This is a genomic window from Nocardia sp. NPDC058633 (assembly GCF_042717045.1).
GTDB lineage: Bacteria > Actinomycetota > Actinomycetes > Mycobacteriales > Mycobacteriaceae > Nocardia.
Genome location: NZ_JBHXRA010000018.1, coordinates 1 through 26,077 on the forward strand (window position 1 = coordinate 1; position 26,077 = coordinate 26,077).

The following is a 26,077-nucleotide window of genomic DNA, read 5'->3' on the forward strand; positions in this document are numbered from 1 at the left end:
CTGGTCAGTAGGAGCTTGCGGACGTTGTGCCTGGTGATGAGGTGGCGGGCGAAGAGGCGGCCCAGGGTTCCGGTCGCACCAGTCACCAGGACCGTGCCCTCCCCGCTGAAAGCGGCGGATTCGGAAGGAGTTTCTTCGGCCGGTGTGCGGACCAGTCTGGCGCCGTAGGCCACACCTTGCCGTACCACCACCTGAGACTCGCCGGCGGCCAGGGCCAGGGAGAGATCGTCGGGGGTGTCGGTGTCGACCAGGACCACCCGGCCCGGTTCCTCGGACTCTGCCGAACGGGCCAGACCCCACACCGCCGCACCTGCCAGGTCGGTGATGTCCTCGTTGCCGATCGCTACCGCTCCTTGTGTAACGACGATCACCTTCGCTACACCGGACTGCAGTTCGGCCAGAGTCGCATGGACCGCAGCCCGTACCGAAACCGCATCCGCACCGGGTTTGCTGTGCAGCACCACCGCATCCCCGACCGGCATCCCGGCTGAGGCGGTGGGTAGCTTCGTCCACTCCAGTTGGAACAGCGAGTCGTGGAACGTGGCGCTGGCCGACGCGAGTTGTTCGGCGGACACGGTCCGTAGGACAAGCCCTTCCACTGTGGCGACCGGCCGGCCCTCGCTGTCGGCGACGGCGAGGGACACGCCGTCGGTTCCGGCGGCGGAGAGCCGTACACGTATCCGGGTGGAGCCCGTGGCGTGCAGGGTGACTCCGGTCCAGGCGAAGGGCAACCGTGCTGTCTCCGCACCGCCTTCGAGCAGGCCGGTGGCGTGCAGGCAGGCGTCGAGGAGGGCCGGGTGGAGGCCGTAGCCGTCGGTGTCCGTGCCCTCGGGCAGGGTGATCTCGGCGTGGATGTCGTCCCCGGACCGCCAGGCCGCTGTCAGGCCCTGGAACACCGGACCGTACTCGAGCCCTGTCTCGGCGAGCGTGTCGTACATGCCCGTGAGGTCGACGCTCTCGGCGCCGACCGGTGGCCACTGGGTGAGGTCGAAGGCCGCGTCGGGGGCTTCGGCACTGAGCACACCGGTGGCGTGCCGCGTCCACGTCCGTTCGTCGTCCTCGCCGCGCGCATACATGCCCACCGTGCGCGAGCCGCTGTCGTCGGCGGCGTCGACCACCACCTGAAGGGCGACTCCGCCGCGCTCCGGGAGGACCAGCGGTGCCTGGAGCGTCAACTCCTCCAAGGTGCCGCAGCCGACCTGATCGCCCGCGGCGATGGCGAGCTCCACCAGGCCGGTGCCGGGGAAGAGGACCACTCCGCCGACCGCGTGGTCGGCGAGCCAAGGCTGCGAGGCGATCGAGAGACGGCCGGTGAAGACGGCGCCGTCGGAGTCGGGGGAGGCCACGACGGCGCCGAGCAGGGGGTGTTCGGCCCGGTCGAGACCGGCGGATGCGACTGCGCCGGTGTCGGCTCCGGCCCAGGCGTCGGCCCAGTACTCCAGGGTGTCCAGCCAGTAGTGCCGACGCTGGAAGGCGTAGGTCGGCAGATCGGTGCGGCGGGCGCCGTGGCCCGCGTAGAAGGCCTGCCAGTCGACGCCCACACTGCGTACGGCGGCCCGCGCGAGGGCGGCGACGGTCTCGGGAACCTCGGCGCGGTCGCGGCGGAGTACGGGGATGAAGGCGCCGTCGGCGGAGGGCTGGCCCATGGCGCTCAGGACCGCGTCTGGGCCGATCTCGACGAAGGTGGTGACGCCTGCGGCGGCCAGGGTCCGGATGCCGTCGGCGAAGCGGACCGCGTCGCGGACGTGGCGTACCCAGTACTCGGGGTCGGTCAGCTCCGCTGCCAGCTCGCCGGTGACGTTGGAGACGACCGGGATGACCGGCTCCGCGTACGAAAGTGACTCGGCCACCCGTCGGAACTCGTCGAGCATCGGCTCCATCAACGGCGAGTGGAAGGCGTGGGAGACCTCGAGACGGCTGGTCTTGCGGCCCTTGTCCTCGAAGTGTTCCTTGACCGCAAGAACAGCGGCCTCAACACCCGAAACCACCACGGACTTCGGCCCGTTGATCGCCGCGATGGACACCCCGTCGCTCACGTACGGCAGGACCTCGTCCTCGGCGGCCTGGATCGCGACCATGGTGCCGCCGGCCGGTAGCGCCTGCATCAGTTGCCCGCGTGCCGCGACCAGCTCGGCCGCGTCGGTCAGGGACAGTACCCCGGACACGTGTGCGGCGGTGATCTCTCCGATGGAGTGCCCGGCGAGGTAGTCCGGCTTCACACCCCATGATTCGACCAGGCGGTAGAGCGCGACCTCGATGGCGAAGAGGGCGGGCTGGGTGTACTCGGTCCGGTTCAGAACCTCGGCGTGCTCGCCCCACATGATCTCCCGCAGCGGCATGTCCAGCTCTGTCAGGACCGCGTCGAAGGCTCGCGCGAACACGGGGAACGCGTTATACAGTTCTCGTCCCATGCCAAGGTGTTGGGCACCCTGTCCAGTGAACAGGAACGCCGTGCGGCCTTTGTCCCGCGCGCTTCCCCGCGCCACCGAGGCACCGGCCAGGCCCTGGGCCACGGCGGTCAGCCCGCGCAGCAGCTCCTCGCGGTCGGCGCCGGTGACGGCCGCCCGGTGGTCCATGACCGTGCGGTCGGTGGCCAGCGAGAAACCGACGTCCACGGGCCGCAGCCCGGCATCGGCTTCGACGTATGCCCGCAGCCGCTCGGCCTGGCCGCGCAGCGCGTCCTCGGTCTTGCCGGAGAGCAGCCACGGCACCACGGGGGCTCCGCAGTCGGCGGTCGGATCGGCGGCCGCCTCGGGGGTGGTGGCCGGGGCCTGTTCGATGATGACGTGGGCGTTGGTGCCGCTGATCCCGAAGGATGAGATACCGGCCCGGCGCGGTCGGCCGGTCTCGGGCCACGGTCGTGACTCGGTCAGCAGTTCGATGTTGCCCTCGGTCCAGTCGACTTGGTGGGTCGGCTCGTCTACGTGCAGGGTCTTGGGCAGGATGCCGTGGCGGATGGCCTCGACCATCTTGATGATTCCGGAGACACCGGCCGCGGCCTGAGTGTGACCCATGTTCGACTTGACGGAGCCCAGCCACAGCGGCTGGTCGGCGGGGCGGTCCTGACCGTAGGTCGCAAGCAATGCCTGCGCCTCGATCGGGTCACCCAGCGTCGTACCCGTACCATGCGCCTCGACCGCGTCCACATCGGCGGCGGTCAGACCTGCACCCGCGAGTGCCTGCCGGATGACCCGGCGCTGCGCGGGACCGTTCGGAGCCGTCAGACCGTTGCTCGCACCGTCCTGGTTCACCGCGGTGCCCCGGACGATCGCCAGCACCGGGTGGCCGTTGGCCTGCGCGTCGGAGAGTCGCTCGACGAGCAGCATGCCGACACCCTCGCCCCACGCCGTCCCGTCCGTCGAAGCGGCGAACGACTTGGCGCGGCCGTCGGGGGCCAGGCCGCGCTGGCGGCTGAACTCGACGAACGCCTCCGGCGTCGCCATGACCGCAACCCCACCGGCCAGCGCGAGGGAGCACTCTCCCGAGCGCAGCGCCTGCGCCGCCCAGTGCAGGGCGACCAGCGACGACGAGCAGGCGGTGTCGATGGTGACGGCGGGCCCTTCCAAGCCGAACACATAGGAGATCCGGCCCGATGCGATGGCGCCCGTGCCGCTGTTGGCGGCGTAGTCGTGGTACATCATTCCGGCGAAGACACCGGTCGCCGTACCCTTCAGCGACGTCGGGTCGATACCGGCCCGCTCGATCGCCTCCCAGGACGTCTCCAACAGCAACCGCTGCTGCGGATCCATGCCCAGCGCCTCATTGGGCGAGATGCCGAAGAAGGCCGGGTCGAACTCACCCGCGTTGTGCAGGAACCCGCCGTGCTTCACATAACTGGTGTTGGGGTGCTCGGAATCGGGGTCGTAGAGCTCGTCGACGTTCCAGCCCCGGTTCGCCGGGAATTCGGTGACCGCGTCCACTCCGCCCGCGACGAGACGCCACAGGTCGTCGGGGGTCTCGACGCCGCCCGGGTAGCGGCAGCTCATGCCGACTATCGCGATCGGGTCATCGTCCAGCGGGACGGCGCCCGGCACGATCACGGGGCCGCCGGCGTCGTGTCCCGAGAGCTCTTCCAGGAGGTACTGGGCGAGCTCGACCGGACTCGGGCGGTCGAAGACGAGCGTTGCGGGCAGTCGCAGACCGGTGTCGTCGTTGAGTCCGTTCCGCATCTCGACCGCGGCGAGAGAGTCGACACCCAGATCGCGGAAGGCGCGCTCGGGCTCGATGGCCTGGGCGTCGCCGAAGCCGAGGACCCGGGCGGCCCTGCTGAGCACCAAGTCGAGCAGGGTGGCCTGCCACTCCTCCGGCGGGAGCAGCGCCAACTGTCGTTGCAGCGCGCTCGTTTCGGTCTTCGCCGAGTCGGTGCTGCGGCGCCGCCGCGCGGCGTTCGGGACCAGGCCCCGGAAGAGCACCGGCATGCTGTCGCCCTGGGCGCGCAGCGCGGACAGGTCGAACTTCGCCGGCACGACGGTGGGTTCGGCGCAGGTCTGCGCTGCGTCGAAGAGGGCGAGCCCCTCCTCGGGGTCGAGCGCGACGATGCCGCCCTGCGAGATCCGGGTGCGTTCCGCCTCGTTCAGGGTGCCTGCCATACCTCCGGCCCACAGGCCCCAGGCCAGAGACTGGGCGGGCAAGCCCTGCGCCCTGCGGTGGGCGGCGAGGCCGTCGAGGAAGGCGTTGGCGGCGGCGTAGTTGCCCTGCCCCGGCGCACCGATGGTGCCGGATCCGGAGGAGAAGAGTAGGAAGGTGGAGAGGTTCATGTGTGCGGTGAGTTGGTGGAGGTTGAGGGCTGCGTCGACTTTGGGTCGCATGACGGTGTCGATGCGTTCCGGGGTGAGCGAACCGATGATTCCGTCGTCGAGGGTGCCGGCGATGTGGACGACTCCGGAGAGTTCGACATCTGTTAGTAGTGCGGTGAGTGCGTCGCGGTCGGCGACGTCGCAGGCGGCGATGGTGACTTCGGCACCCAGCTCGGTCAGTTCTGTGACCAGTTCGTTCGTGCCGGGGGCGTGTGTGCCTCGGCGGCTGGTCAGTAGGAGCTTGCGGACGCCGTGGCGGGTGATCAGGTGGCGGGCGAACAGGCGGCCCAGGGTTCCGGTCGCGCCAGTGAGGAGGACCGTTCCTCTGTCGCTGAAGCGGGATTCGGTGGTGTGCTCTTCGGTCGCGATACGGGCGAGTCTGGCGCCGTAGGCTAGCCCGTCGCGTACCACCACTTGGGGCTCGCCCGAGGCGAGTGCCAGGTCAACGGCAGCTTGGATGGTCGTGCTGTTGCCGGTGTCGCTGTCGGTGTCCACGAGGACGAAGCGGCCCGGGTTCTCGGACTGGGCGGAGCGCACCAGGCCCCATACGGCGGCGCCCGCCAGGTCGGTGACGTCTTCGCCGGGCAGCACCACCGCGCCCCGGGTGACGACGACGAGCGGCCCGACGGCGGACTGGAGTGCGGCCAGTGCCACCCCGGTCGCAGCCCGTACCGCCTCGGCCTCCGTGCCGGGGGCGCTGGTGAGCACCACGGTACCGGCGGGCCGGTCCGCGGCGTCGGCTGCCGGTGCTCGGACCGGTGTCCACTCCACGCGGAAGAGCGCGTCGTGGTATCGAGATCGGGCTGCCGCCAGTTGCTCGTCGGAGATGGGGCGCAGCACCAGCGAATCGACCGTCGCCACCGGGCGGCCGTTGCCGTCCGCCAGGTCGAGCGCGACGCCGGAGCCGGTGGGCGTCAGCCGCACCCTTACGGCGGCGGCTCCTGCGGCATGGAAGGTCACCCGCGACCAGGCGAAGGGCAGCGCGGCCTGCTCGCCGGTGACTCCGGTGAAGCTCACCGCATGCAGGGCGGCGTCCAGGACGGCGGGGTGCAGGCCGAGGCGTCCGGCGTCCTTGTGGGCCTGCTCGGGGAGTGCGATCTCGGCGTACACGGTGTCGCCGGTCCGCCAGGCGGCCTCTAGGCCTCGGAACACGGGCCCGTACTGCAGACCGACGCCGGCGAGGCCCTCGTACAGTCCGGCCACGTCGATGGTCTCGGCCCCGGCCGGCGGCCACTGGGCAAGGTCGAAGTCCCCGGCCACCGCCCCTTGGGCGAGCACACCGGCGGCATGCCTGGTCCACGGTTCGTCCTGCGAGGAGCGGGAGTGCACGGTCAGGGTGCGGGCGCCGGAGCCGTCGTCCGCGCCCACGGCGACCTGGACCTGGACGGCCCCGCGCGCGGGCAAGACGAGGGGCGCTTCGAGCGTGAGCTCCTCGAGTACGTCGCAACCCACCTGGTCACCTGCGCGGATCGCCAGTTCGACGAAGCCGGTGCCGGGGAAGAGGACGGTGCCGCCGACCACATGGTCGGCGAGCCAGGGGTGGGTGGAGGTGGAGAGCCGTCCGGTGAGGACTGCGCCCTCGGAGTCGGCGAGCATGACGGCGGCGCCGAGCAGCGGGTGGTCGGCGGCGTCGAGACCCGCGGACGTGACGTCGCCCGCACCGTTCTCGGGGGTGATCCAATACTGCTTGCGCTGGAAGGCATACGTCGGCAGATCGACGCGGCGTGCGCCGTGTCCTGCGAAGACGCTCTCCCAGTCGACCGGAACACCCCGGACGTAGAGCCGTCCGACCGCCTCGAGCAGCGAGGCAGGCTCGGGCCGGTCGCGGCGCTGCGCCGGGACGACGACCGCGGAATCCGATGTCAGGGACTGCTGGGCCATCGCGGCCAGTACGCCGTCGGGGCCGAGTTCCAGGAATCGGGTGACGCCCTCGGCTTCGAGGGCGCGCACCCCTTCGGCGAAGCGGACCGCGTCACGGACGTGCCGGACCCAGTACTCGGGGTCGGTGAGTCCGGTGGCCAGGGTGCCGGTGACGTTGGAGACGACCGGGATGACCGGCTGTGCGTACGAGAGGGAGCGGGCCACCTGTCGGAAGCGGTCGAGCATCGGCTCCATGAGCGGCGAGTGGAAGGCGTGCGAGACCTCGAGGCGGCTGGTCTTGCGGCCCGCGGCCTCGAAGTGCGCCTGAATCTCCAGGACAGCGCTCTCGACGCCCGAAACCACCACGGAGCCGGGCCCGTTGATCGCGGCGATCGACACGCCGTCGCTCACGTACGGGAGGATCTCGTCCTCGGTGGCCTGGACGGCGAGCATCGCGCCACCGGTCGGCAGCGCCTGCATCAGGCGCCCGCGTGCGGTGACGAGACCGGCCGCGTCGGACAGCGACAGCACCCCCGCGATATGTGCGGCGGCTATTTCGCCGATCGAGTGCCCGGCGACGAAGTCGGGCCGGATGCCCCAGGACTCGATCAGCCGGAACAGCGCCACCTCCATGGCGAACAGTGCGGGCTGGGCGAACTCGGTGCGGTTCAGCGCATCCGCGTCCGAATCCCACATCACGGTGCGCAGCGACGTGTCCAGCTCGGCAAGCGCCGCGTCGAACGCGGCCGCGAACACCGGAAAGGCGGCGTGCAGTTCGCGTCCCATTCCGGTCCGCTGCGCGCCCTGCCCGGTGAACAGGAAGGCCGTCTGACCGTCCTGGACGACACCGCGCAGCACCTCGGCGCGGGTCTCACCGGCCGAGAGGGCGGCGAGTCCCGCGACGGCGGCGTCCCGGTCGTCGGCCAGGATCACCGCACGGTGCTCCAGCGCAGCGCGGGATGTGGCGAGCGAGTAGCCGAGGTCGAGGGCGGTCAGGTCGGAGTGGGCTCCGGCGTGGGAGCCGATGCGTGCGGCCTGGGCCCGCAGGGCGTCGGCGCTACGGGCGGAGACGAGCCAGGGCAGCGGGGTTCCGGTGGGCCAGGCCGCCGGAACGGGAACGGGCACCGGCTCGGCTGGGGAGGCGTCGGTGGGCTCGGGCTCCGGTGCCTGCTCCAGGATCAGATGGGCGTTGGTGCCGCTGACGCCGAAGGCGGACACGGCGGCCCGGCGCGGGTGGCCGCCCGCCGTCCAGGGGCGGGCCTCGGTGAGGAGGCTGACCTTTCCGGCCGTCCAGTCGACATGGCTGGTCGGCCGGTCCACATGGAGGGTCTTCGGCATCCTCCGGTGCCGTATCGCCATGACCATCTTGATGATGCCGCCGACTCCGGCCGCCGCCTGGGCGTGGCCGATGTTCGACTTGAGGGAGCCCAGCCACAGCGGCCGGTCGTCCGGTCGTCCCTGGCCGTACGTGGCGAGGAGTGCTTGTGCCTCGATCGGGTCGCCGAGCGTGGTGCCCGTGCCGTGGCCCTCGACCAGATCGACCTGAGAGGCGGGGATCCGGGCGTTGCTCAGCGCTTCGCGAATGACGCGCTGCTGGGAAGGGCCGTTGGGGGCGGTGAGTCCGTTGCTCGCACCGTCCTGGTTGATGGCCGAGCCCTTGATGACCGCGAGGACCGGATGGCCCTTGGCGCGGGCGTCCGAGAGCCGTTCCAGTACGAGCATTCCGGCGCCCTCGGCCCAGCCGGTGCCGTCCGCGGCGTCGGCGTAGGCCTTGATGCGGCCGTTGCTCGCGAGGCCGCCCTGGCGGGCCATGCCGATGAAGGGGCCCGGGGTCGACATCACCATGACGCCGCCGGCCAGTGCCATCGAGCACTCCCGTTCGCGCAGCGCCTGGGTGGCCAGGTGCACCGCGACCAGGGAGGACGAGCAGGCGGTGTCGACCGTCACCGAAGGACCTTCGAGGCCGAGTGCGTACGACACCCGGCCCGCGATCACTGCCGCGACCGCGGCCGTGCCCATGAAGGGGCCCGCGGCCTCGGGTGCGGAGTTGAGCAGATCGCCGTAGTCCTGGAAGCCGGATCCCGCGAAGACGGCGACCTGTCCGCCGCGTACCTTCTCGGCGGGGATTCCGGCCCGCTCCAGCGCCTCCCAGGACACTTCGAGCATCAGCCGCTGCTGCGGGTCCATGGCCGTCGCCTCGCGCGGGCCGATCCCGAAGAAGGCGGGGTCGAACGCCCCCGCGCCTTCCATGAATCCGCCCACCCGTGCGAAGTCACCGGATTCGCCCTCGACGTCCCAGCCGCGGTCGGCGGGAAAGCCGGAGACGGCGTCGACCTCGTCGTCGACGAGCCGCCACAGGTCCTCGGGCGAGCTGACGCCGCCGGGGTAGCGGCAGCTCATGGCGACGATCGCGATCGGGTCCTGGTCCTTGGCCTCGTACTCCTGCAGCCGCTGACGCGTCTGAGCCAAATCCGCAGTGACCCGCTTGAGATAGTCAAGGAGCTTCTGATCGTCAGCCATTCCCCGCCTCGCAACGTCTTCTGGAATACGCGTGGTTCCGCGTGGTTTCTGCATGGAGTGGTGTGGGCCTGTTCAGGCCAGGCCGAGCTCTCGGTCGAGCCGGTCGAGTTCGGTCAGGACGGACATGGCCCGGCCGCCGCCCGTACCCGCTGTCGTCGGGGCAGAGTTCGTCGCGCAGATACGCGGCAAGCGCGACCGGGTTCGCATGGTCGACGACCATCCCGAGATCAGCCACGGCATCGCCGTAGGCATTTCCTCACCGCTCACCCAGGACACCCCTTGAATTGGTAAACGAACATCTCGCAGTTCGGACAGCTGGATTCGCATACAAATCCTGAGCGTGGCGGATCAGTACGCCAACCCCTTACTTGACCTGGCAACCCCTACGGCAAGGGCTGGTATTACGGGCTTTCGTCGGGCCGCCCGCTTTCTTGGAATTACCCCTGCCACCGGTGGCCGGAGGAGGGGCAGCTCCGAGGTGGGGCCGGCTATACGGCGTCGGCGGCGGAGCCGTGCCGGAGAATCGCGCCGATTTCCGGGAACTGGGCCATGGCCCGTTCCCGGTCGAGGGGGGTCTCGCGCAGTCCGCGGGCCACGGTCACCAGGGCAGGCAGCGTCATCATGCTGCTGGGCGGCGCATGGAGGGCGGCCACGTTGAACGACGCGTTGGAGAGTGCGGCATTCTCGGTGGTGACCCGGGCGAACCGCGCGGTGAAGCGGCGCAGCGCCTCGGGGGTCCGCTTGATGTTCAGCTCGACATCGGGGAACCACTGGTCGGTGCCGACGGCCATCTGCCACGGCCCCTCGGCGGACTTGGCGATGGCGGTCTGTGCCGCGCGGCCCAGACCGGGTGCGAAGCCGAGCCTGTTCACCTCGGTACGGAGCGCGAGGGCGCCCAGCGAGGCGAGCGACATCCCGGTGGCGTAGTTCGGGTTGAGGGTGGTGGCGGCGTCCCCGACCACGAGGAGGCCCTCGGGCAGCGCCAGCTTCTCGTAGCGGCGGCGCCAGTTGGGCAGGCCGCGGTAGGCACGGATGGGACCCGCGGGGGTGGCGGCCGCCATCAGGTCGGCGACGATCGGGTCCCGCAACGACCGGGCGAAATCCGTGAACCCGGCCTCGTCGGTCGGCGGGTGCCCGCCGCGGGTGCCGATGAGAGCGACGATCCAGCGGTTGCCCTCATTGGGCAGCAGGGCGGCGCCGCTGCCCGGGCGGCCGGTGCCCGACTGCGCCTGGATGAGAACGCCGGGGAAGTCGTCCGTCGCGAGCGCGGGCGCCTCGAAGAGCCGACTCGCGTAGGCGAACCCGGCGTCGACCTTCAGCTCCTCGGGGGCGGGCAGCCCCAGTTCCGTGAGCCACTCCGGGGTCTTCGACCGGCGCCCCAAGGCGTCCACGACGAGTTCCGCCGAGATGATCTCGGGCTCAACGGCCCCGGCCCGCTCGATGCGGGCTCCGGTGATTCGGTCGCGGCCGCCGACCAGGCCGGTCACCTTGGCCGACTCGATGACGGTGATGTTCTCGTGGGCAAGGGCCTGCCGCCGTACGACATGGTCGATCAGTTTCCTGCTGCACGCGATGACATAGGCGTCGCCCTGGTGCCTGCGGTACCAGCCCTCGGCGGACAGCGTCAGCAGGTCGGACGGCATGCCGCGGCGCTTGGCTCCGGCGGCGAACAGTTGGTCGGACGTGCCAGGCAGCAGGGCGTCCATGGCCTGCGCCCCACCACTCATGAGCATGTGGTTGTGGTGGCCTTGGGGCAGGCCCCGGCGCAACGAGGGCTCATCGGGGAACCGGTCCTCCTCGATGACGGTGACGTGATCGGCTCGGCCGGCGAGGGCCGCCGCCGTGAGTATCCCGGCCATGCCACCGCCGAGCACCACTGCACTGGTCATTGTCTGAATTCCTCCTGGAATCGCGGACTCACGGTCCGGTGGCTCGCTGGATGACTGGGATACCGGACGGGGGGACTACTGCTCGATGCCGGAGAGGCTGAGGTACTGGCCGATGCGGTGTGCGGCGAGCTCGGGGTCGGCGAAGAGCCCCAGCTCGTCGGCGAGCCGGTAGCCCTGGGCGAGATGCGGCACGGACCGGGCACCCTGCTCGGCCCAGACCATCCGGAAGTGGTCGGCGTGGCCGCCCAGCCAGGCCAGGAAGGCCAGGCCCGTCTTGAAGAAGAGTGTGCTGCGCCCCGGGCCCTCGAAAATGTGCCGGGCCAGGTCCAGAGTGGGGTCGAGATGGCTACGGAAGCCCTCGACGTCCCCTGCGTCCAGGGCGCGGAACGCATCGGCCGCGACGGGGGCGATCAGGTCGAAGACCGGCGAGAGGGCGTCGCTGTGGCCCTGCCCGTCACCGGCGATCAGCTCGGAGTATGTGTCGTAGTCACCCGTGTAGAACCGCATGCCTTCGGGGAGCCTGCGGCGCAGGGCGACCTCGTCCTCGGCGCTGAGCGGCGCCACCTTCACCCCGTCGATCTTGTCCCGGTGGGTGGCGAGGAGATCGATGAAGGCCTGGGTGGCCTCCTCCCGTCCCGTGTGGCCCCAATAGCCGGTGTGCCCGGGGACCCACTCCGGCAGCAGCCAGTGCAGGACGACCGGACGGCTGACCTGCTCCAGCAGCCCCGCGTACACCGCGGCGTACTCCTCGGGGCTGCCCGCGGCCTGCGCGAGCGCGGTGCTGGCCTGGATGATCGCGGTGGCACCCGCCTCCTCGGCCACCTCCAGTTGCTGCTCGTACGCCTTGACGACGTCGTCGACGCCGTGCGGGGAGAACGGGTCCAGCTGGTCGGTCCACACCCCGACGGCGAGCCTGCCGCCCACGGATCGGGCCTCGGCGCCGGAGCGGCGGACCAGCTCGGCGGCCGTAGGCCAGTCCAGGCCCGCACCGCGGTGCGCGGTGTCGAGGGCCTCTGCGACGGTGAAGCCGTGCGCCCACAGGTGACGGCGGAACGCCAGTGTCGCGTCCCAGTCGAGTGCCTGCGGCGGGGGCGGGCCGAGCGGTGGGCCGAAGGGCTCGTTGGCGGCGAGCGGATCGCCGACGACATGGGCGGCGGCCAGCACGGAACGGCTGGTGAACGGTGTGCTGTCAGCGGTGGACGCGCGGCCTGTACCAGAGGGCTGGTACGACGTCAGCGAGCCGTCTGGTGCTGGTATTCGAATCACTTGGGCGCTCCTACGGTCTGGTCGGGAAGAGGCGAGTCACCAGGTGATGGGCAGCGCGTGCATGCCGTAGATCATGGTGTGGCTCTTGAAGGGCAGCTCGTCCTGCGGGACGGCGAGGCGCAGCTCGGGAATCCGGCGGAACAGCGTGTCGAAGACGATCTCCAGCTCGACCCGGACCAGGCTCGCGCCCGGGCACTGGTGGCTGCCGTGGCCGAAGGCGGAGTGCACCTTGATCTCGCGGTGGATGTCGAACGTGTCGGGGTCGTCGAAGACGTTCCCGTCGCGGTTGGCGGAGCCGTTGAGCGCGATGATCCCCTCGCCCGCTCGGATGGTGACGCCGCTCAGCTCCATGTCCGCCAGGGCGACCCGGCCGGTCGCGGAGTCGGCGATGCTGAGGTAGCGCAGCAGCTCCTCGATGGCGTTCGGGGTGAGCGACGGGTCCGCCTTGATCTCAGCGAGCTGCTCCGGGTGCGCGAGCAGGGTCGTCACGCCCAGCGCGATCATGTTGGTGATGGTGTCGAAGCCGCCGAAGAGCAGCATCCGGCCGAGGGCCACGATGTCGCCCTGCTTCAGGGTGCCGCTCTTGCTGTTGCGCGCGATGATGCGACCGAGTAGGTCGTCGGTGTTGTTCTCGGCCTTCTCGGTCACCAGCTTGTCGAGGTAGACGTCCATCTGCTGGGTGGCGGCGCCGACTTCCTCGGGCGTGACGTCGCTCTTGACGGTCGTCTCGGCGAAGGCCCGGAAGGTGTCGGTCTCCTCCAGCGGAACACCCATCAGCTCGCAGAAGAGCAGCGAGGGAACGGGAATCGCCAGCGCCTCGACCAGGTCGAGGGGGCCGCCCTTGGCAAGCATCGCGTCGATGTGCTCGTCCACGACCTCCTGGATGCGGGGGCGCAGCGCTTGCATCCGCTTGAAGGACAGCTCGGGGATCAGCGCACGACGGCGTACGGCGTGCTCCTCACCATCCATGGCCACGAGCGGCAGCTCCATGGTCTGGAGAACCTCGTCGGGGACGGGGAACTGCAGGGGATACCCCGGGAGCTTGACGCTGGAGCTGGTCGAGGGCGACGAGAGGACCTCACGCACGTCCTCGTGCGTGGTGGCCACCCACACCTCACGCCCGGAAAGCGCCATCTTCACCTTGGAAACAGGCTCGTTGGCGCGCAGTTCCGCATAGGCGGGCGGCGGGCTGAAAGGACACGTCCGCTCCATCGGAAAGGACGGAAGTTCGGGGGTTGTTTCCGCTTCGGCTGTGTCACTCATGAATTCAGGCTAGGCGTCCATTTGCCGCCCGCCGCCCCCTATCCGACCCCTAAATCCAGTCCGGGAACCCGAACGGTTCAGCGCCCGTCCAGGGGAGGGACGGGCGCTGAACCGCTGTGCGCTCCTCAGGGTGCGCTGGCCCCCCTAGGCGGCCTGCGCCGCCTCGATGGGACGCACCTTGAGCGCCTGCCAGGTGGGGAGGAGAGTTGCCCCCAGGGTCAGCAGGCCGGCAAAGCCGATCGTGGCGACGTACATCCAGATCGGGCCGCTCGGGGTCAGTGAGTCGGCTCGGGCGAGGCTGAACGGGATCAGCGTCATCGGAGCGACCAAGGTGCCGAGGAGGATGCCGATCGTGGCGGTCATGCCGCCCTCATACGCCATCATCCGCATCACCTGACCGCGGGTGGCACCGATGAGCCGCTGGAGGGCGAACTCCTGGGTGCGGCCGCGCACCGCGAGCCAGAGGCTGTTCATCACCGAGATGGTGATGTAGCCGAGGAGGGTGCCGATCATCAGATAGCTGACCAGCGCCTGTGCGCCGAGGTGGTGGGCGAAGGCGTCGGTGAGCCGGTCGCGGTTGACGACCTCGGTACCCGGGAGGTCCTTGGTGACCGTGCCGAGTGCCGTGGCCACCGCGCTGTCGCTGGTGCCCGCAGTGGGGGCGACGACGATGTGGTCAGGCTTGCCGCTACGGGTGTGCTCGGCGAGCGTATCGACCGACATCATGATCGTCTCGAAGCTGCTCTTGGCGTCGACCAGGGCAACGATCGTCAGCTTCTCCGTGGCCCCGTCGCCGAAGCGCACGGTGATCGAGTCACCGATACCCGCCTTCAGCTCCTCGGCGTACTTCGCGGCGAGCGCGACCGAGTTGCCCTCGAGGTCCGCGAGTTTCCCCTCGACCTCCTTGGCGCCGCCGACCGCGGCGGCGGCATCCGGTGTGTAGCCGAGCAGCTGCCATCCCGCGAGGTCCTTGTTCCCCCACGGGTCCTCGGGCGCCTCGATGAAGCCGGTGCTGGCCACGAACTCCGATGCGGCGCCCACCTGGGGCAGCGCGCGCACCTTCTCCAGCACGTCCGGGGCGAGTCCGTCGGGGCCGCCACGGAGCACCGCGTCGCTGGCGAGGTCCTGGGTGTAGACGGACTTGACGCTGCTCTCGGTGGAGACCAGGTAGAGGTTCGCGGTGGCGATGCCGGTGAGCAGCATGATCGGGGTGATCACGGCCGCCATCCGGACCGCCCTGGCTCGGGTGTTCAGCGCGGCCAGATAGCCGGAGAGACCGGACACCGACCGCAGCAGCGGCGAGAGCACCGTGGTCAGGCCCTTGGCGATGCTCGGGCCGAGCAGCGCCAGGCCCACCGCGAAGAAGATCGACGCGAACGTGGCGGGGCTGGCGATCAGCGGCCCGGTGACCAGGTTCAGCGCGACGAACCACAGGTTGGCGCTGATCAGGAAGCAGATGATGGCGAACGTCGGACGGAGCTTGCCCAGCCGGTACTTCTCGTTGCTCTCGTCGGCCAGTGCCGCGGCCGGCTTGGTCAGCGTGGAGCGGCGGCCCGCGACGATCGCGGCGGTCGCCGAGGCGATCAGCGCCACGACCACCGCGATGGCGGTCGGCAGCCAGCCGCGGTAGAAGACGAACCCGTCGGGGACGATGCCCGTCGCGGTCAGCTGGTCGAACAACCATTTGCCCGCGAAGAGTCCGGGAAAAGCGGCCAGTGCGGTGGCGATGATGGAGAGGGTCACCGTCTCACCGACGATCATGCGGCGCAGCTGCTCGGGCGTGCCGCCGATGGCGCGGAGCAGTGCCATCTCCTTGTGCCGCTGCTGGAACGAGAGCGACAGCGTCGAGGCGACTCCGAGTATGCCGACCATGAGCGCCAGGGCGCCCAGCAGACCGGCGATGACGATGAGGTCGGTCATGTCGACGTCGCCGTACTCAGCCTTGCCCCGCTCGTCGCCGGTCAGGGTGACGGCGCCGCTGCCAGCGATCGCCCGGTCGACCTGCTCGACCAATGCGTCCACATCGGTGCCCGGCTCGGTGAGCAGGGCGATGGCGTCGGCCTTGTCGGGCGAGGTGGCGAACTGCTGCACATCGGCCGGGGAGAAGAAGAGGCTCGACTCGACGGCCTCAGCGGTCGGCTCGGCGACACCGGTGACGGTGAATTCCTGGGTACGTCCGTCCAGGGCGACCCGAACCGTGGAGCCGACCTCGGCTCCGGACTCCTTCGCCACGTCCGAGTCGAGGACGACGTCGCCCGCGGCGGTTGGGGCCTTGCCGGAGGACAGTATGTACGGCATCAGCTGGGCGGAGTCCCAGCCGTGGCCGTAGGACTTCTCGTACTTGCCCACCGGGTCGTCGCCGTCGAGCGCGGCGGCCGCGAACGAGTGGTCGACGACGACGTCCTTGACACCGGGCAGCGAGCGGACCTTGTCCGCCAGTGAGGCGTCAACCCGGACGCGTTCGCTGAGATGGGCGACGGGACTGCCCGCCTGCTCGTACTCGCCGTTGCCGGCCACCAGGATCGGAGCGGCATCCAGGCGCTGGGCCGGGAGCACGGCCCGCAGGCCGGTCTCCATCATGGCCCCGGCAGCGGTCATGATGGCCCCGGCGAGGAACATCGCGAGGAACGTCGCGGCGAAGCTTCTCCACCGGTAACGCACCGTACGCATCGAGAGTTTGAACATCACATTCTCCCGGCAACCGTGGCGCGCACGGCGTCGCCGTCGCCCAGGTGGGTCAACCTCTCGGCGACGGTGGAGGCCGTCGGGTTGTACAGCTCCGATGCGATCCGGCCGTCGGCGAGGAAGACCACGCGGTCCGCATAGGAGGCGGCCACCGGGTCGTGGGTGACCATCACGATGGTCTGGCCGCCCTGGTGCACGGAGTTGACGAGGAGCGTGAGCACCTCACGGGCGGTGCGGGTGTCCAGGGAACCGGTCGGCTCATCCGCGAAGATCACCGCGGGCCGGCTGATGATGGCGCGGGCGATGGCGACGCGCTGCTGCTGGCCGCCGGACAGTTCGGTGGGCCGGTGGTTGGCCCGGTCGCTGAGGCCGACGCTGTGGATGACCTGCTGCACCACGGTCTTGTCGACTCTCTTGCCCGCGAGCTGAAGCGGCAAGATGACGTTCTGGGCCACCGTCAGCGCGGGCAGCAGGTTGAACGCCTGGAAGATGAACCCGATCCGCTCACGGCGGAGCAGGGTCAGTTCCGTCTCGCTCTTGCCCTGAAGGTTGATCCCGTCGATGGTGACCGACCCCGAGGTCGGCTCGTCGAGCCCTGCCGCGCAGTGCAGCAGAGTGCTCTTGCCGGAGCCGGACGGCCCCATCACCGCGGTGAACGTTCCCTTGTGAAATCCGATGGACACACCAGCCAGGGCGGCGACAGACGTGCTCCCTCGCTTGTACACCTTCTCTACGGCATTCAGGCTGACAGTCTCGATGACTCGGCCCACTCCAGTTGTTCCCATTTCCCTCTCCTCAGTCTGTACGTGCTCATGCGACTGTCTTCCTGATCCCGGGATCGAGGCTACGAACCTTTCCGCGGTCCTGACATGGCCCTAGACCGCGTGGGAATGGTGTTGCTAGGCCCCCTGTTCGGCAGATGCCGTCGCCCCCAGCGTCGGTACCTCAGAGGAGGGCGCCCCCACGGTCTCTTCGGGCCCGGCGGGCCCGTCTGACGGGTCTGACTGCTCAGGTGTGTTGCGGACGTGGCGCAGTCGCCACACGGTGAACAGGGCGGTGGCGGCAGCGACCACGCAGCCGAAGACGGCAGCTGCGTTCATCGCGTCGGCGAATGCCCGGTCCGCTGCGGACATCAGGGCAATGGCCGGCTCCCCGGTCAGCCGTCCGGCCGCCTCGACGGCGCCGCCGAGGGTCTGCCGGGCGCTCTCCAGCACATCGGACGGAACACCGGCGGGGTGGCTGTCCTGCATGCTGCTGCGGTAGACGGCCGCGCCGATGCTGCCGAAGACGGCGATACCCAGCGCACCGCCCAGGTCCTGGAAGGTCTGGGTCAGCGCCGAGACGGATCCGGCGCGCTCGGGCGGCGCCGCGGCTACGACCAGGTCGGTGACGAGCGTGAGCACGATGGCCGCGCCGACGCCGATCGCGGTGGCACCGCCGATCACCAGTGGGAGGTTGCGTTCGACACCCACCTGTGTCATCAGTACGAAGCCCACGGAGACCAGGCCGAAGGCCGCGCCGATGACATAGGCGGGCGGCACCCGGTTGGACAGGACCACGGCGAACGGAGCGATGATCATCGTCAGCGCGGGCGGCGGCATCGTCCACAGCGCGGCCTCCAACGGGCGCATGTCGAGCACGTCCATGAGGTACTGCGTGGTGAAGACGCTGAAGCCGATCAGGCAGGCGAAGGAGAGCAGGCTCAGACTGATCGCCGGGCTGAAACCGCGGCGCTTGAACAGCTTGATGTCGATCATCGGGTGGCTCAGAACGGCCTGGCGGCGGAGGAACACTCCGAGCACACCGACCCCGAGGACCATGGCGGTCACCCGGTCCCACTTGAACCCGCTGACGGCAACCTCCTTCAGGCCCCAGATGAGCAGGAGCACGCCGGCCAGCGACAGCAGGGCGCTCAGGAAGTCGAAACGGCCGACCTCGGAGCGGGGCCTGCGGAACTCCGGCACCAGCTGCGGCACCAGGATCAGCATGACCGCCAGCACCGGAATGTTGATGAGGAAGATCGAGCCCCACCAGAAGTTGTTGAGCAGCGATCCGCTGATGACCGGTCCGATCGCGGCGCCCGCGGAGTTACCGATCGCCCAGATGGATATCGCGGTACGGCGCTGCTGCCGATTGCGGAACATGTTGCTGACCAACGACAACGTGGACGGCATCAAGGTGGCTCCGCCGAGCCCCTGGAGGGCGCGGGCCAGAATGAGCGTCTCGGCGCTGTTCGAGTATGCGGCCAGCACGGATGCGGCGCCGAAAACCACAGCACCGATCATCAGCAGGCGCCTGCGCCCCACGAGGTCGCCGATATTACCCATCGTGATGAGCAGGCCGGAGAGCACGAAGGCGTAGATGTCGATCATCCACAGCTGCTGGGTGCTGCTGGGCCCGAGTTCCGCGGCGATGGACGGAACCGCGAAGTACAGCACTGTCATGTCCATGGAGACGAGCAGCAGCGGCAGTACGAGGACCCCGAGCCCCAGCCACTCCTTGCGCCCGGCCTTCGGCCCGTCGACCTGGGTTTCGATAGGTTTTGTGTCGCTCATACCGTGGCCTTCCTGGTGCTCAACCGGTTTGCGTTCAGGGGGACATGGCCACGGGTGGTCTGTAGCACCTGCTCCGCCTGGGAATTGAGATAGACATGGCCGCCGGGAAAGACACCCAGTTCGAAGGCACCCTCGGTGTGCTCGCCCCGGGCGCCCGCTTCATCGAGGGTGATCTGGGGGCCGACGTCACCGGTCAGGGTGACGACGGGGCAGGAGAGCTTCGGCCCGCCCTGGAACCGGTAGGTCTCCGGGGCCCTGTAGTCGCTGCGTACCGCTGGATACACTCCTGCCATATCCCTCGACATCTCTTCGGTAGGGAACCGGCCGCGGACTGCGGGCGATTCGTCGATTCATTTTCTGGTGACCGGAACACACGGGGATCAATTCCGCATCGCGCGGACCAGCTGCGGTTGCCCGTTCCATTCAAGGGGGATCGGCTCAGCATTTCCACTGCGCTGACCCCTAATATGGACGGACAGCCCCCTACTCTGTCCCGGCCGGGATGCTTCACCACCCCTCAGGAGGTTGTGGGGTCGGAAGTCCTTTGCGGAATCCCCAGTTGCAGACGGTGCCTCGCTGGACTCGCATGTGGATGCGATGCTCGCATGGTTCGGTCCGCTGAGAAGTCACTGATACGTGAGCGAATACGTCACCTGCACGGTGATATTGGGACGCTGTGCCAACTCGGCGAGATGGTCCATCTGTCCCTGCCAGATCTCGGCCCCGCCGAGCGGGCGGCGCAGCGCGGCTTCCTCGATGACAAACCAGGCCCGGGGCGGATCCGCGCGGGTGAGCAGTCGCTGCCGTCGTGCCGGCAGTTCGATTCCGGCGGTGCACTGCGGGCCGCGACTGCCGAGACGAGTAGCGCGCGCCCGCTCCCGGCGATGACGTTAATGGTCGGGGGGCGAGCTGAGCAGGCACGGATACCCAAGCGGCTGCCAACGTTGCGAATGCAGGAGTATGCAAGCACATCTGCAAGCACATCTGCAAGCAAATTCTGTTGTCGGAGTGCAAGACTCGTCGCGTGGATACACGAGCTTCTCAACCTGGAATCGGCAGCCCACCTGATTCGCTGCTATGAACCTGCCGTGGTTCCCGAACTGTTGCAGACACCTGAATACGCCAGGGCCGCACTTCAGTTGGCCTATCCAGGCCATCTCGAAGCGGAGATTGACCGTCTGTTGACCGTACGGCTGCGAAGGCAGCAGATCCTCGGCCACGTTGACTCGCCGTATCTATGGACCCTGGTCGAAGAGAGCGCTCTTCGACGGCGGATAGGAGACGACCAGATCTGGCGGAATCAACTCGAACACCTCGCGAGGATGAGTCGTGAGCCGCGGATCAGCGTGCAGATTGTGGCAGACGCGGCGTGCGGGCCAGCGCGGGCAGGAGGTGCGTTCGTCTACCTGCGCTTCGTTGACAGGCAGTTGCCCGACATCGTCTGTGTCACACAACCGACGAGCACGCTGTACTTGGAGGGCAAGAACGACATCAATCAATACCTGCAAGTAGCGAATCTGCTCGCCGTCGAAGCGACGAGGCCACGCGATGCCTCCGGCTCCATCGAAAAACTGCTGGCCAGCACGCGAGAAGGTGGGGACTAGATGGACTTGGGTGGTGTCGTTGCGATCTCTACTTTTCCGCGGACACGATCAGGGAGGGGGTAGGGGAGCGCCGACTCGACTTGCCACGGGAGCTGACTCCGGTCAGCGCAGACCGGCCAGGCCGCTCGGATAGTTGATCTCGGACGGGACTCGAGCAGCCCAACCGCTCCCGCCCGAGGATGAGTTCGCTACAGGGCGATCGATTTTATTGCCGCCCAAGGGGAACCGACGTCGACCGAAACGATCGCGGTGTCATACCTCGCCATCGCTTGAACGCCCGGATGAAGTTCGCCGAATCCGTGTAACCGAGACGATTCGCGATCTGGGCTGTGGTCAGCGGTGAGTTCCGCAGCATTTGCTCGGCCATCGCCTGGCGCAGCTCATCGACCAGTGCGCGATACGACGCACCTTCGTCGGCGAGGCGCCGTGCCAGTGTGCGTGGACTCACGTTCAGTACCTCGGCCACCTCGGCGAGCGGTGGGATCCGTCCGGGTTCGCGCGTCAGGGCATCGCGCACCGTGCCGGCGAAACCGGTTCGGGCACGGCGCTTGCCGAGCAGATCGCGACACGCGGTTTCATAGCCGCGCCGGACCAGGTCATTGGCCTGCGGCAGGGGAGTGTCGAGCCAGGCCGAGTCGCCGACCATTTCGTTGCGATCGGCATCGAAAGAGGGTTCTGTTCCGAACGCGTCGACGTAGCGGCTGGTGTTCGATGGCGCGGAGTGCCGGAAGTGCACCGAGGATGCCGGCACGTCGGTGTTGGTCAGGTCGCGCAGGATCGAAGTGATCGCCGCCGAAATCCGTTCCACCAGAATCGAAGCGACGTCCGGTGGTAGGTCGCTGCTGTCGATGGCGATGCCGACCTCGTCGGTGTCCACATATTCGGTGATGGTGATCGTGGTGAACACCCAGGCGAGTTCGACGAACTCCGCGGTCAGCGCGATGACATCTCGCAGCGTCCGGCTGGTGAGCAGTGCCATGCCCCACGAGCCGTGCATCCCGGCGTGATAGTTCGTCCCCACCTCGACCCAGAATCCGGGCTCGCCGCAGCGTAACTGGTCGAGATTGCGTATCACTTCGAATTCTTGACGGGCGGTGATCTCAGCGAACGGATCATCGAGCACCCGGGGGTCGATGCCGGAGCCGGCGAGGCACTCGTCCGTGGACCACCCACGACGTGCGGCGAGTTGGACCATGAGCTGGACACTCGCCGCACTGATCGGCAGGTGCTGATCGAACTCGAAACTCGCCACGCGGCGAACCTACCCACGGGTGGCAGAAAATGACAACCACATGGCGACGACAGCGCTGTTGCCGACGCCACCGCCTTCGTAACGTGGTGAGCTCGCGTATATCACGGCAGGAGCCTTCCAGCACATGAGTTCCGACTACGACGTCGTTGTCATCGGTAGTGGTTTCGGTGGCAGTGTCTCGGCGCTGAGGTTGACCGAGAAGGGCTACCGGGTGGCGGTAGTCGAGGCAGGACGCCGATTCGCCGACGAGGATTTTCCGCGGACGTCGTGGGATATCCGCAAGTTTCTGTGGGCGCCCAAGCTCGGGTGCACAGGGATCCAACGTGTCCACGTGCTCCCCGATGTCGTCGTCCTGGCGGGAGCCGGTGTCGGCGGTGGTTCGCTCGTCTACGCGAACACCCTCTACGAGCCCAAGTCGAACAACTTCTACGACGACCGCCAGTGGGCGCACATCACCGACTGGCGTGCGGAGCTCGCGCCCTATTACGACCAGGCCAAGCGCATGCTCGGCGTCCGGCCGAATCCCACGCTCACACCCGCCGACGATCTGATGCGAGAGGTCGCCGACGACATGGGGGTCGGCGAGACTTTCTCCATGGCGCCGCTCGGCGTGTTCTTCGGTCGCGGTGAGGCGAAAGAACCATCGGTGACGGTCGCGGATCCGTATTTCGGCGGCGCAGGGCCCGCTCGAACGGGCTGTATCGAGTGCGGAGGCTGCCTCACCGGGTGCCGCCACGGCGCCAAGAACACCCTCGTCAAGAACTATCTCTACCTCGCAGAGCAGGCCGGGACCGCGGTGTACGCGGAACGGACGGTGACCCGGGTGAAGCCCTTGCCTCAGGGCGGCTACGAAGTGACCGCCGTGCACACCGGTGCGTGGTGGTCCGATCGCACTGCCGTCACCTTCACCGCGGATCAGGTGATCTTCGCCGCGGGTACCTGGGGCACACAACAATTGCTGCACCGCCTCAAGGCCGATGGAACGCTGCCGGGCATCTCGGATCGTCTGGGGATTCTGACCCGTACCAATTCCGAGGCACTCGTCGGTGTGACGACCAAAATGCGCAATCGGAAGAAGTACGACTTCACCCGAGGCGTCACGATCACCTCGTCCATCCATCCGGACGAGCACACCCACATCGAACCCAATCGCTACGCCAAAGGCTCCAACGCCGTGGGATTGATGGCGACAGTGATGACCGACGGAGGGGGCCGATTCCCTCGCTGGGTGACCTGGATCGGACAGGTCCTGCGTCACCCAGGCCACCTGGCCTCGCTCTATCTCGGGATCCGCCACATGTCGGAACGTTCGATCATCGCGCTGGTCATGCAGACCCACGACAACTCTCTGACGCTCTATACCAAGAAGTGTTTAGGCCGGACCCGGGTAACGTCGCGCCAGGGCCACGGCGAGCCGAACCCGACGTGGATTCCGGTCGCCAACGAAGTGATGCGGCGCGCGGCCGAAAAGATCGACGGGTTTCCGATGGGCTCGGTCGGCGAGATCTTCGATGTTCCGGTCACGGCCCATTTTCTCGGCGGTTGCGTTATCGGCGAGTCTTCCGAAACCGGCGTCATCGACCCTTATCACCGCGTCTACGGACACCCCGGTCTGCATGTGGTGGACGGTGCGGCGGTGTCGGCGAACATCGGCGTCAATCCTTCATTGACCATTACCGCACAGGCCGAACGCGCGATGTCGTTGTGGCCCAACAAAGGCCAACCCGACAGCCGCCCGCACCTCGGCTCGCCCTACCAGCGGGTCGCAGCGGTGGCCCCCACCGCTGCGACCGTGCCGGCGCATTCGCCCGCCGCGCTGCGCCTGCCCATCACCGCAGTCGGCGTCAAATCCCGTTGTCACCAGGAGCACAACTGATGTCTACGTCACCCGATGTGAACCCCCACGCCAAACTGCGCACTGTGTATGCCGCGTTCCGCGCCGCCCCCGCGCCAAGGCTGTCCGACCTTGTCGGTGATCACGAAGGACAATTCGCCGGACCGCTCTGGTTGCGCGGTTGCGGACCGTTGACCGTCGCGGTGACCGGAATGCGAGGCTGGTGCGGTAAGTCCTTCACCGAACCGGACGATTCCGACGCCTATCTGCGCGGCGTGAATTTGGTACGCCGTCGCGGAACCATCGAGCCATCGATCCCGATCACCGCGCAGATCGGCGCCTCCCGCGTCGACGGCGAGCCGGCGTTGATCGTCAGCTACCCCGCGACCGCACGGTTTCCCTGGAACCGCGTCACCGACGAACTCCGCCCTTTCAGCTCCCGAGGTCTACTGGGTCTGACATTCGGCATCCCGGGCGGCCCGGCCAGCGGCGCGCCGTTCGTCCTCCACCGTCGCCAATCCGCTGATTCATGACAGTTTCCGTGCAGTGGTGCCAGTTCTCGTGATTCTCGTCGAACCTGCGGGGAATCGGCGTCGGGCATCCACTCGGCCTGCCCGGCGTCACCTCGATGGGTGTCGCGGATCCCGGCAGCCTCGCAATTCTACTGGAGCGAAAGACATGTTGGACAGGGTTACCGTTCACTTCGAGACCGCGCTGCGATGAGCCGGCACCTGACAGACGACGAAGTCGACGCCTGGAATTCCTTGGCCAGCGTCGTGGCATTGATGACACCTGAGCTCGAAACGCGGCTGCGACGAAAGTGCGGGCTCAACTACATCCAATACCGTGTTCTGGAACTGCTGCACGCCCGACCTGGGCGACGCCAGCGCATGATCCTGTTAGCAGAAGCAACCGATGCGTCGATCTCGCGAATGTCGCACATCGTCGCCAAACTCGAACGGGCTGGACTGGTAACCCGCAGCAACGATACCGGCAGGCACGTCGAACTTACCGACGCCGGGCTCGACGCATTTACCGACGCGGTACCGCACTACATCATCACTGTGCGTCAGCTGCTCCTCGACGCCTGGTCGACACCTCAACTCACGCGCCAGTTCGCGACCATGACCGCTGACCTCGCACGCCACCTCAAATCACGCAACCCGAGTCCACGTTGACGGCATCGAAGTCCTGCCACTGACCGACACCGGCCACCTGGTCAGACCTGGATATCCATGAAATGAGTCGTCCTACATGGTGAACACCGAAGACATACGCAATGGTCCGCTGTCGAACCTCGACCTGGCCGCATCGACGCCGACGGGACCTGTCGGAACGAAGTCGGACCCGGGGGAAAATGTGCTCAGTATTGCTGAGCAACGCCTCAAACGCTCAGTTCGGACCAGTGCTCCATTCGGATCTGTTCCCGCTCATCCACCCAGCGACCCGGTTGCGATAGCCCACATCTGCCGCGAGCTCGTCACAGGCATGATCGATGGCGGAGATGCTGCGGAAATGACGCAGCGAATTCGCAGGGCGGCTTTGGAGTGGGCGCGAGAAGGCGTACCGATCGACAATGTCCTGGCCGCTGTGCGCGAAGGACTTGAATCCGGGGCCGGCGTCATCATCAGCGGCTCGAGGAGCGGCGACAGCTCGAACCTGACGAGCGGGGTCGAATGGATGCTCGAGGCGCTTACGAAGATCACTTCGGCTGTCGCCGTAGCATATCTCGATCAAGGGACTGCAGAAGGTGTCGAAAACCATTCTGCTGAAAATGCTTTGGCGTCGGCGATGCTGAGCGGGCGCGCGGACTTCAGAATGGCCCGCGAAGGTGGAATCGATGTCGCCGACGCATACCTGGTGCTCGCTGTCGCGCTACCCATCCACCGCGAGGAAAGCGGGCGAGGGATCGAGGCGGCATGTCGGCTGAGTCTGGTTCAAGCTGAACTCGCACGTCAATGCGACGGCACTGCGATGTCGGTACTGAATGTTGGCGGTGGAACGATTCTTCTCCCGCAATCGGTGTGCGATGATGACCGGCTCGCGAAGGTTGTCGCCGCGCTCTCTGCCGCAGCGAACGTTCCGTTGATCGCGGCCGCGGTGCGATCTGTGAGAGATGAGATCCCTCTCGCGGTGACTCGAGCCCACGAGCTGTTGGAGATGGTCGAGAGGCTCGGGGTCGAGTCCGGTTTACATTTTTTCGAATCCCTGGCGCTGGAGTATCAGATCACCCGCCCTGGTCCCGGCCGTGTGGCGTTGGCGTCGTTGCTCGAACCACTCGCCGTGCATCCTGAGCTATGGGAAACGCTGTGTTGCTATATCGGTAACGACCTCAATCGTAGGGCGGCAGCCAGCGCCCTGGGAGTCCATGCGAATACGATCGATTATCGGATCAAGCGAGTCGGGCAGCTGACCGGACTGGATCTAACCCTCCACGCCGGACTATGGTATGTGCGATCTGCGCTCATCGCTTATGCCTTCGTTTCGGAGAACATACGGCTGCCGCCAGGGACCGTTGTTCGGTCCAAGATCCTACCCGTCGGATAGGGACGC

16 protein-coding genes are annotated in these 26,077 nt (G+C 67.9%); 6 read left to right on the forward strand and 10 right to left on the reverse strand.

The features are described 5' to 3' along the window. The coding region (locus tag ACFWUR_RS22945; RefSeq protein WP_378909450.1) for an SDR family NAD(P)-dependent oxidoreductase at positions 1-9,176 on the reverse strand (9,176 nt) is incomplete at its 3' end. Between the two features lie 124 nt (positions 9,177-9,300). On the opposite strand from ACFWUR_RS22945, the gene ACFWUR_RS22950 reads away from it, so the two are divergent. Beyond that, positions 9,301-9,459, forward strand: coding sequence for a hypothetical protein (locus tag ACFWUR_RS22950; RefSeq protein WP_378909451.1), 159 nt, complete (start codon positions 9,301-9,303; stop codon positions 9,457-9,459). A gap of 205 nt (positions 9,460-9,664) precedes the next feature. On the opposite strand, the gene ACFWUR_RS22955 is transcribed toward ACFWUR_RS22950, so the two are convergent. From ACFWUR_RS22955 to ACFWUR_RS22990, 8 genes are all read right to left on the reverse strand, one after another. Then, a complete protein-coding gene (locus ACFWUR_RS22955) occupies positions 9,665-11,065 on the reverse strand; it encodes an NAD(P)/FAD-dependent oxidoreductase (RefSeq protein WP_378909452.1) in 1,401 nt (466 codons plus the stop codon). A 75-nt stretch (positions 11,066-11,140) separates the two neighbouring features. Continuing rightward, the gene (locus tag ACFWUR_RS22960; RefSeq protein ID WP_378909453.1) at positions 11,141-12,331 is read right to left on the reverse strand and encodes a DUF993 family protein; all 1,191 of its coding nucleotides are present in this window, start codon (positions 12,329-12,331) and stop codon (positions 11,141-11,143) included. Between the two features lie 36 nt (positions 12,332-12,367). Then, positions 12,368-13,594: a cytochrome P450 gene (locus tag ACFWUR_RS22965; RefSeq protein WP_378909454.1), complete on the reverse strand. Its 1,227-nt coding sequence runs from the start codon at positions 13,592-13,594 to the stop codon at positions 12,368-12,370. Positions 13,595-13,738: 144 nt separating this feature from the next. Further along, complete coding sequence (locus ACFWUR_RS22970; RefSeq protein WP_378909455.1) at positions 13,739-16,279, reverse strand: ABC transporter permease; 2,541 nt, start codon at positions 16,277-16,279, stop codon at positions 13,739-13,741. Continuing rightward, complete coding sequence (locus ACFWUR_RS22975; RefSeq protein ID WP_378909456.1) at positions 16,279-17,064, reverse strand: ABC transporter ATP-binding protein; 786 nt, start codon at positions 17,062-17,064, stop codon at positions 16,279-16,281. Before ACFWUR_RS22975 ends, ACFWUR_RS22970 begins: the two co-directional genes overlap by 1 nt. 114 nt (positions 17,065-17,178) lie before the next feature. After that, positions 17,179-18,834, reverse strand: coding sequence for an MFS transporter (locus ACFWUR_RS22980; protein WP_378909457.1), 1,656 nt, complete (start codon positions 18,832-18,834; stop codon positions 17,179-17,181). After that, positions 18,831-19,118, reverse strand: coding sequence for a thioesterase II family protein (locus tag ACFWUR_RS22985; RefSeq protein WP_378909458.1), 288 nt, complete (start codon positions 19,116-19,118; stop codon positions 18,831-18,833). Before ACFWUR_RS22985 ends, ACFWUR_RS22980 begins: the two co-directional genes overlap by 4 nt. 342 nt (positions 19,119-19,460) lie before the next feature. After that, positions 19,461-19,658, reverse strand: coding sequence for a Scr1 family TA system antitoxin-like transcriptional regulator (locus tag ACFWUR_RS22990; protein ID WP_378909646.1), 198 nt, complete (start codon positions 19,656-19,658; stop codon positions 19,461-19,463). Between the two features lie 126 nt (positions 19,659-19,784). Between ACFWUR_RS22990 and ACFWUR_RS22995 the strand changes: the two genes are divergently transcribed. Then, complete coding sequence (locus tag ACFWUR_RS22995; protein WP_378909648.1) at positions 19,785-20,438, forward strand: DUF5753 domain-containing protein; 654 nt, start codon at positions 19,785-19,787, stop codon at positions 20,436-20,438. 205 nt (positions 20,439-20,643) lie between these two features. Here ACFWUR_RS22995 and ACFWUR_RS23000 read toward each other — a convergent pair whose 3' ends face one another. Next, positions 20,644-21,690, reverse strand: a complete 1,047-nt coding sequence (locus ACFWUR_RS23000; RefSeq protein ID WP_378909459.1) for an AraC family transcriptional regulator — start codon at positions 21,688-21,690, stop codon at positions 20,644-20,646. A gap of 124 nt (positions 21,691-21,814) precedes the next feature. Between ACFWUR_RS23000 and ACFWUR_RS23005 the strand changes: the two genes are divergently transcribed. From ACFWUR_RS23005 to ACFWUR_RS23020, 4 genes are all read left to right on the forward strand, one after another. Further along, positions 21,815-23,566: an FAD-dependent oxidoreductase gene (locus ACFWUR_RS23005; RefSeq protein ID WP_378909460.1), complete on the forward strand. Its 1,752-nt coding sequence runs from the start codon at positions 21,815-21,817 to the stop codon at positions 23,564-23,566. Continuing rightward, positions 23,566-24,057, forward strand: coding sequence for a hypothetical protein (locus ACFWUR_RS23010; RefSeq protein ID WP_378909461.1), 492 nt, complete (start codon positions 23,566-23,568; stop codon positions 24,055-24,057). Before ACFWUR_RS23005 ends, ACFWUR_RS23010 begins: the two co-directional genes overlap by 1 nt. Positions 24,058-24,243: 186 nt before the next feature. Further along, a complete protein-coding gene (locus ACFWUR_RS23015) occupies positions 24,244-24,702 on the forward strand; it encodes a MarR family winged helix-turn-helix transcriptional regulator (protein WP_378909463.1) in 459 nt (152 codons plus the stop codon). A 76-nt stretch (positions 24,703-24,778) separates the two neighbouring features. Next, entirely contained in the window at positions 24,779-26,071 is a 1,293-nt protein-coding gene (locus tag ACFWUR_RS23020; RefSeq protein WP_378909465.1) for a PucR family transcriptional regulator, read from the forward strand. The last annotated feature ends 6 nt before the right edge of the window (positions 26,072-26,077 follow it).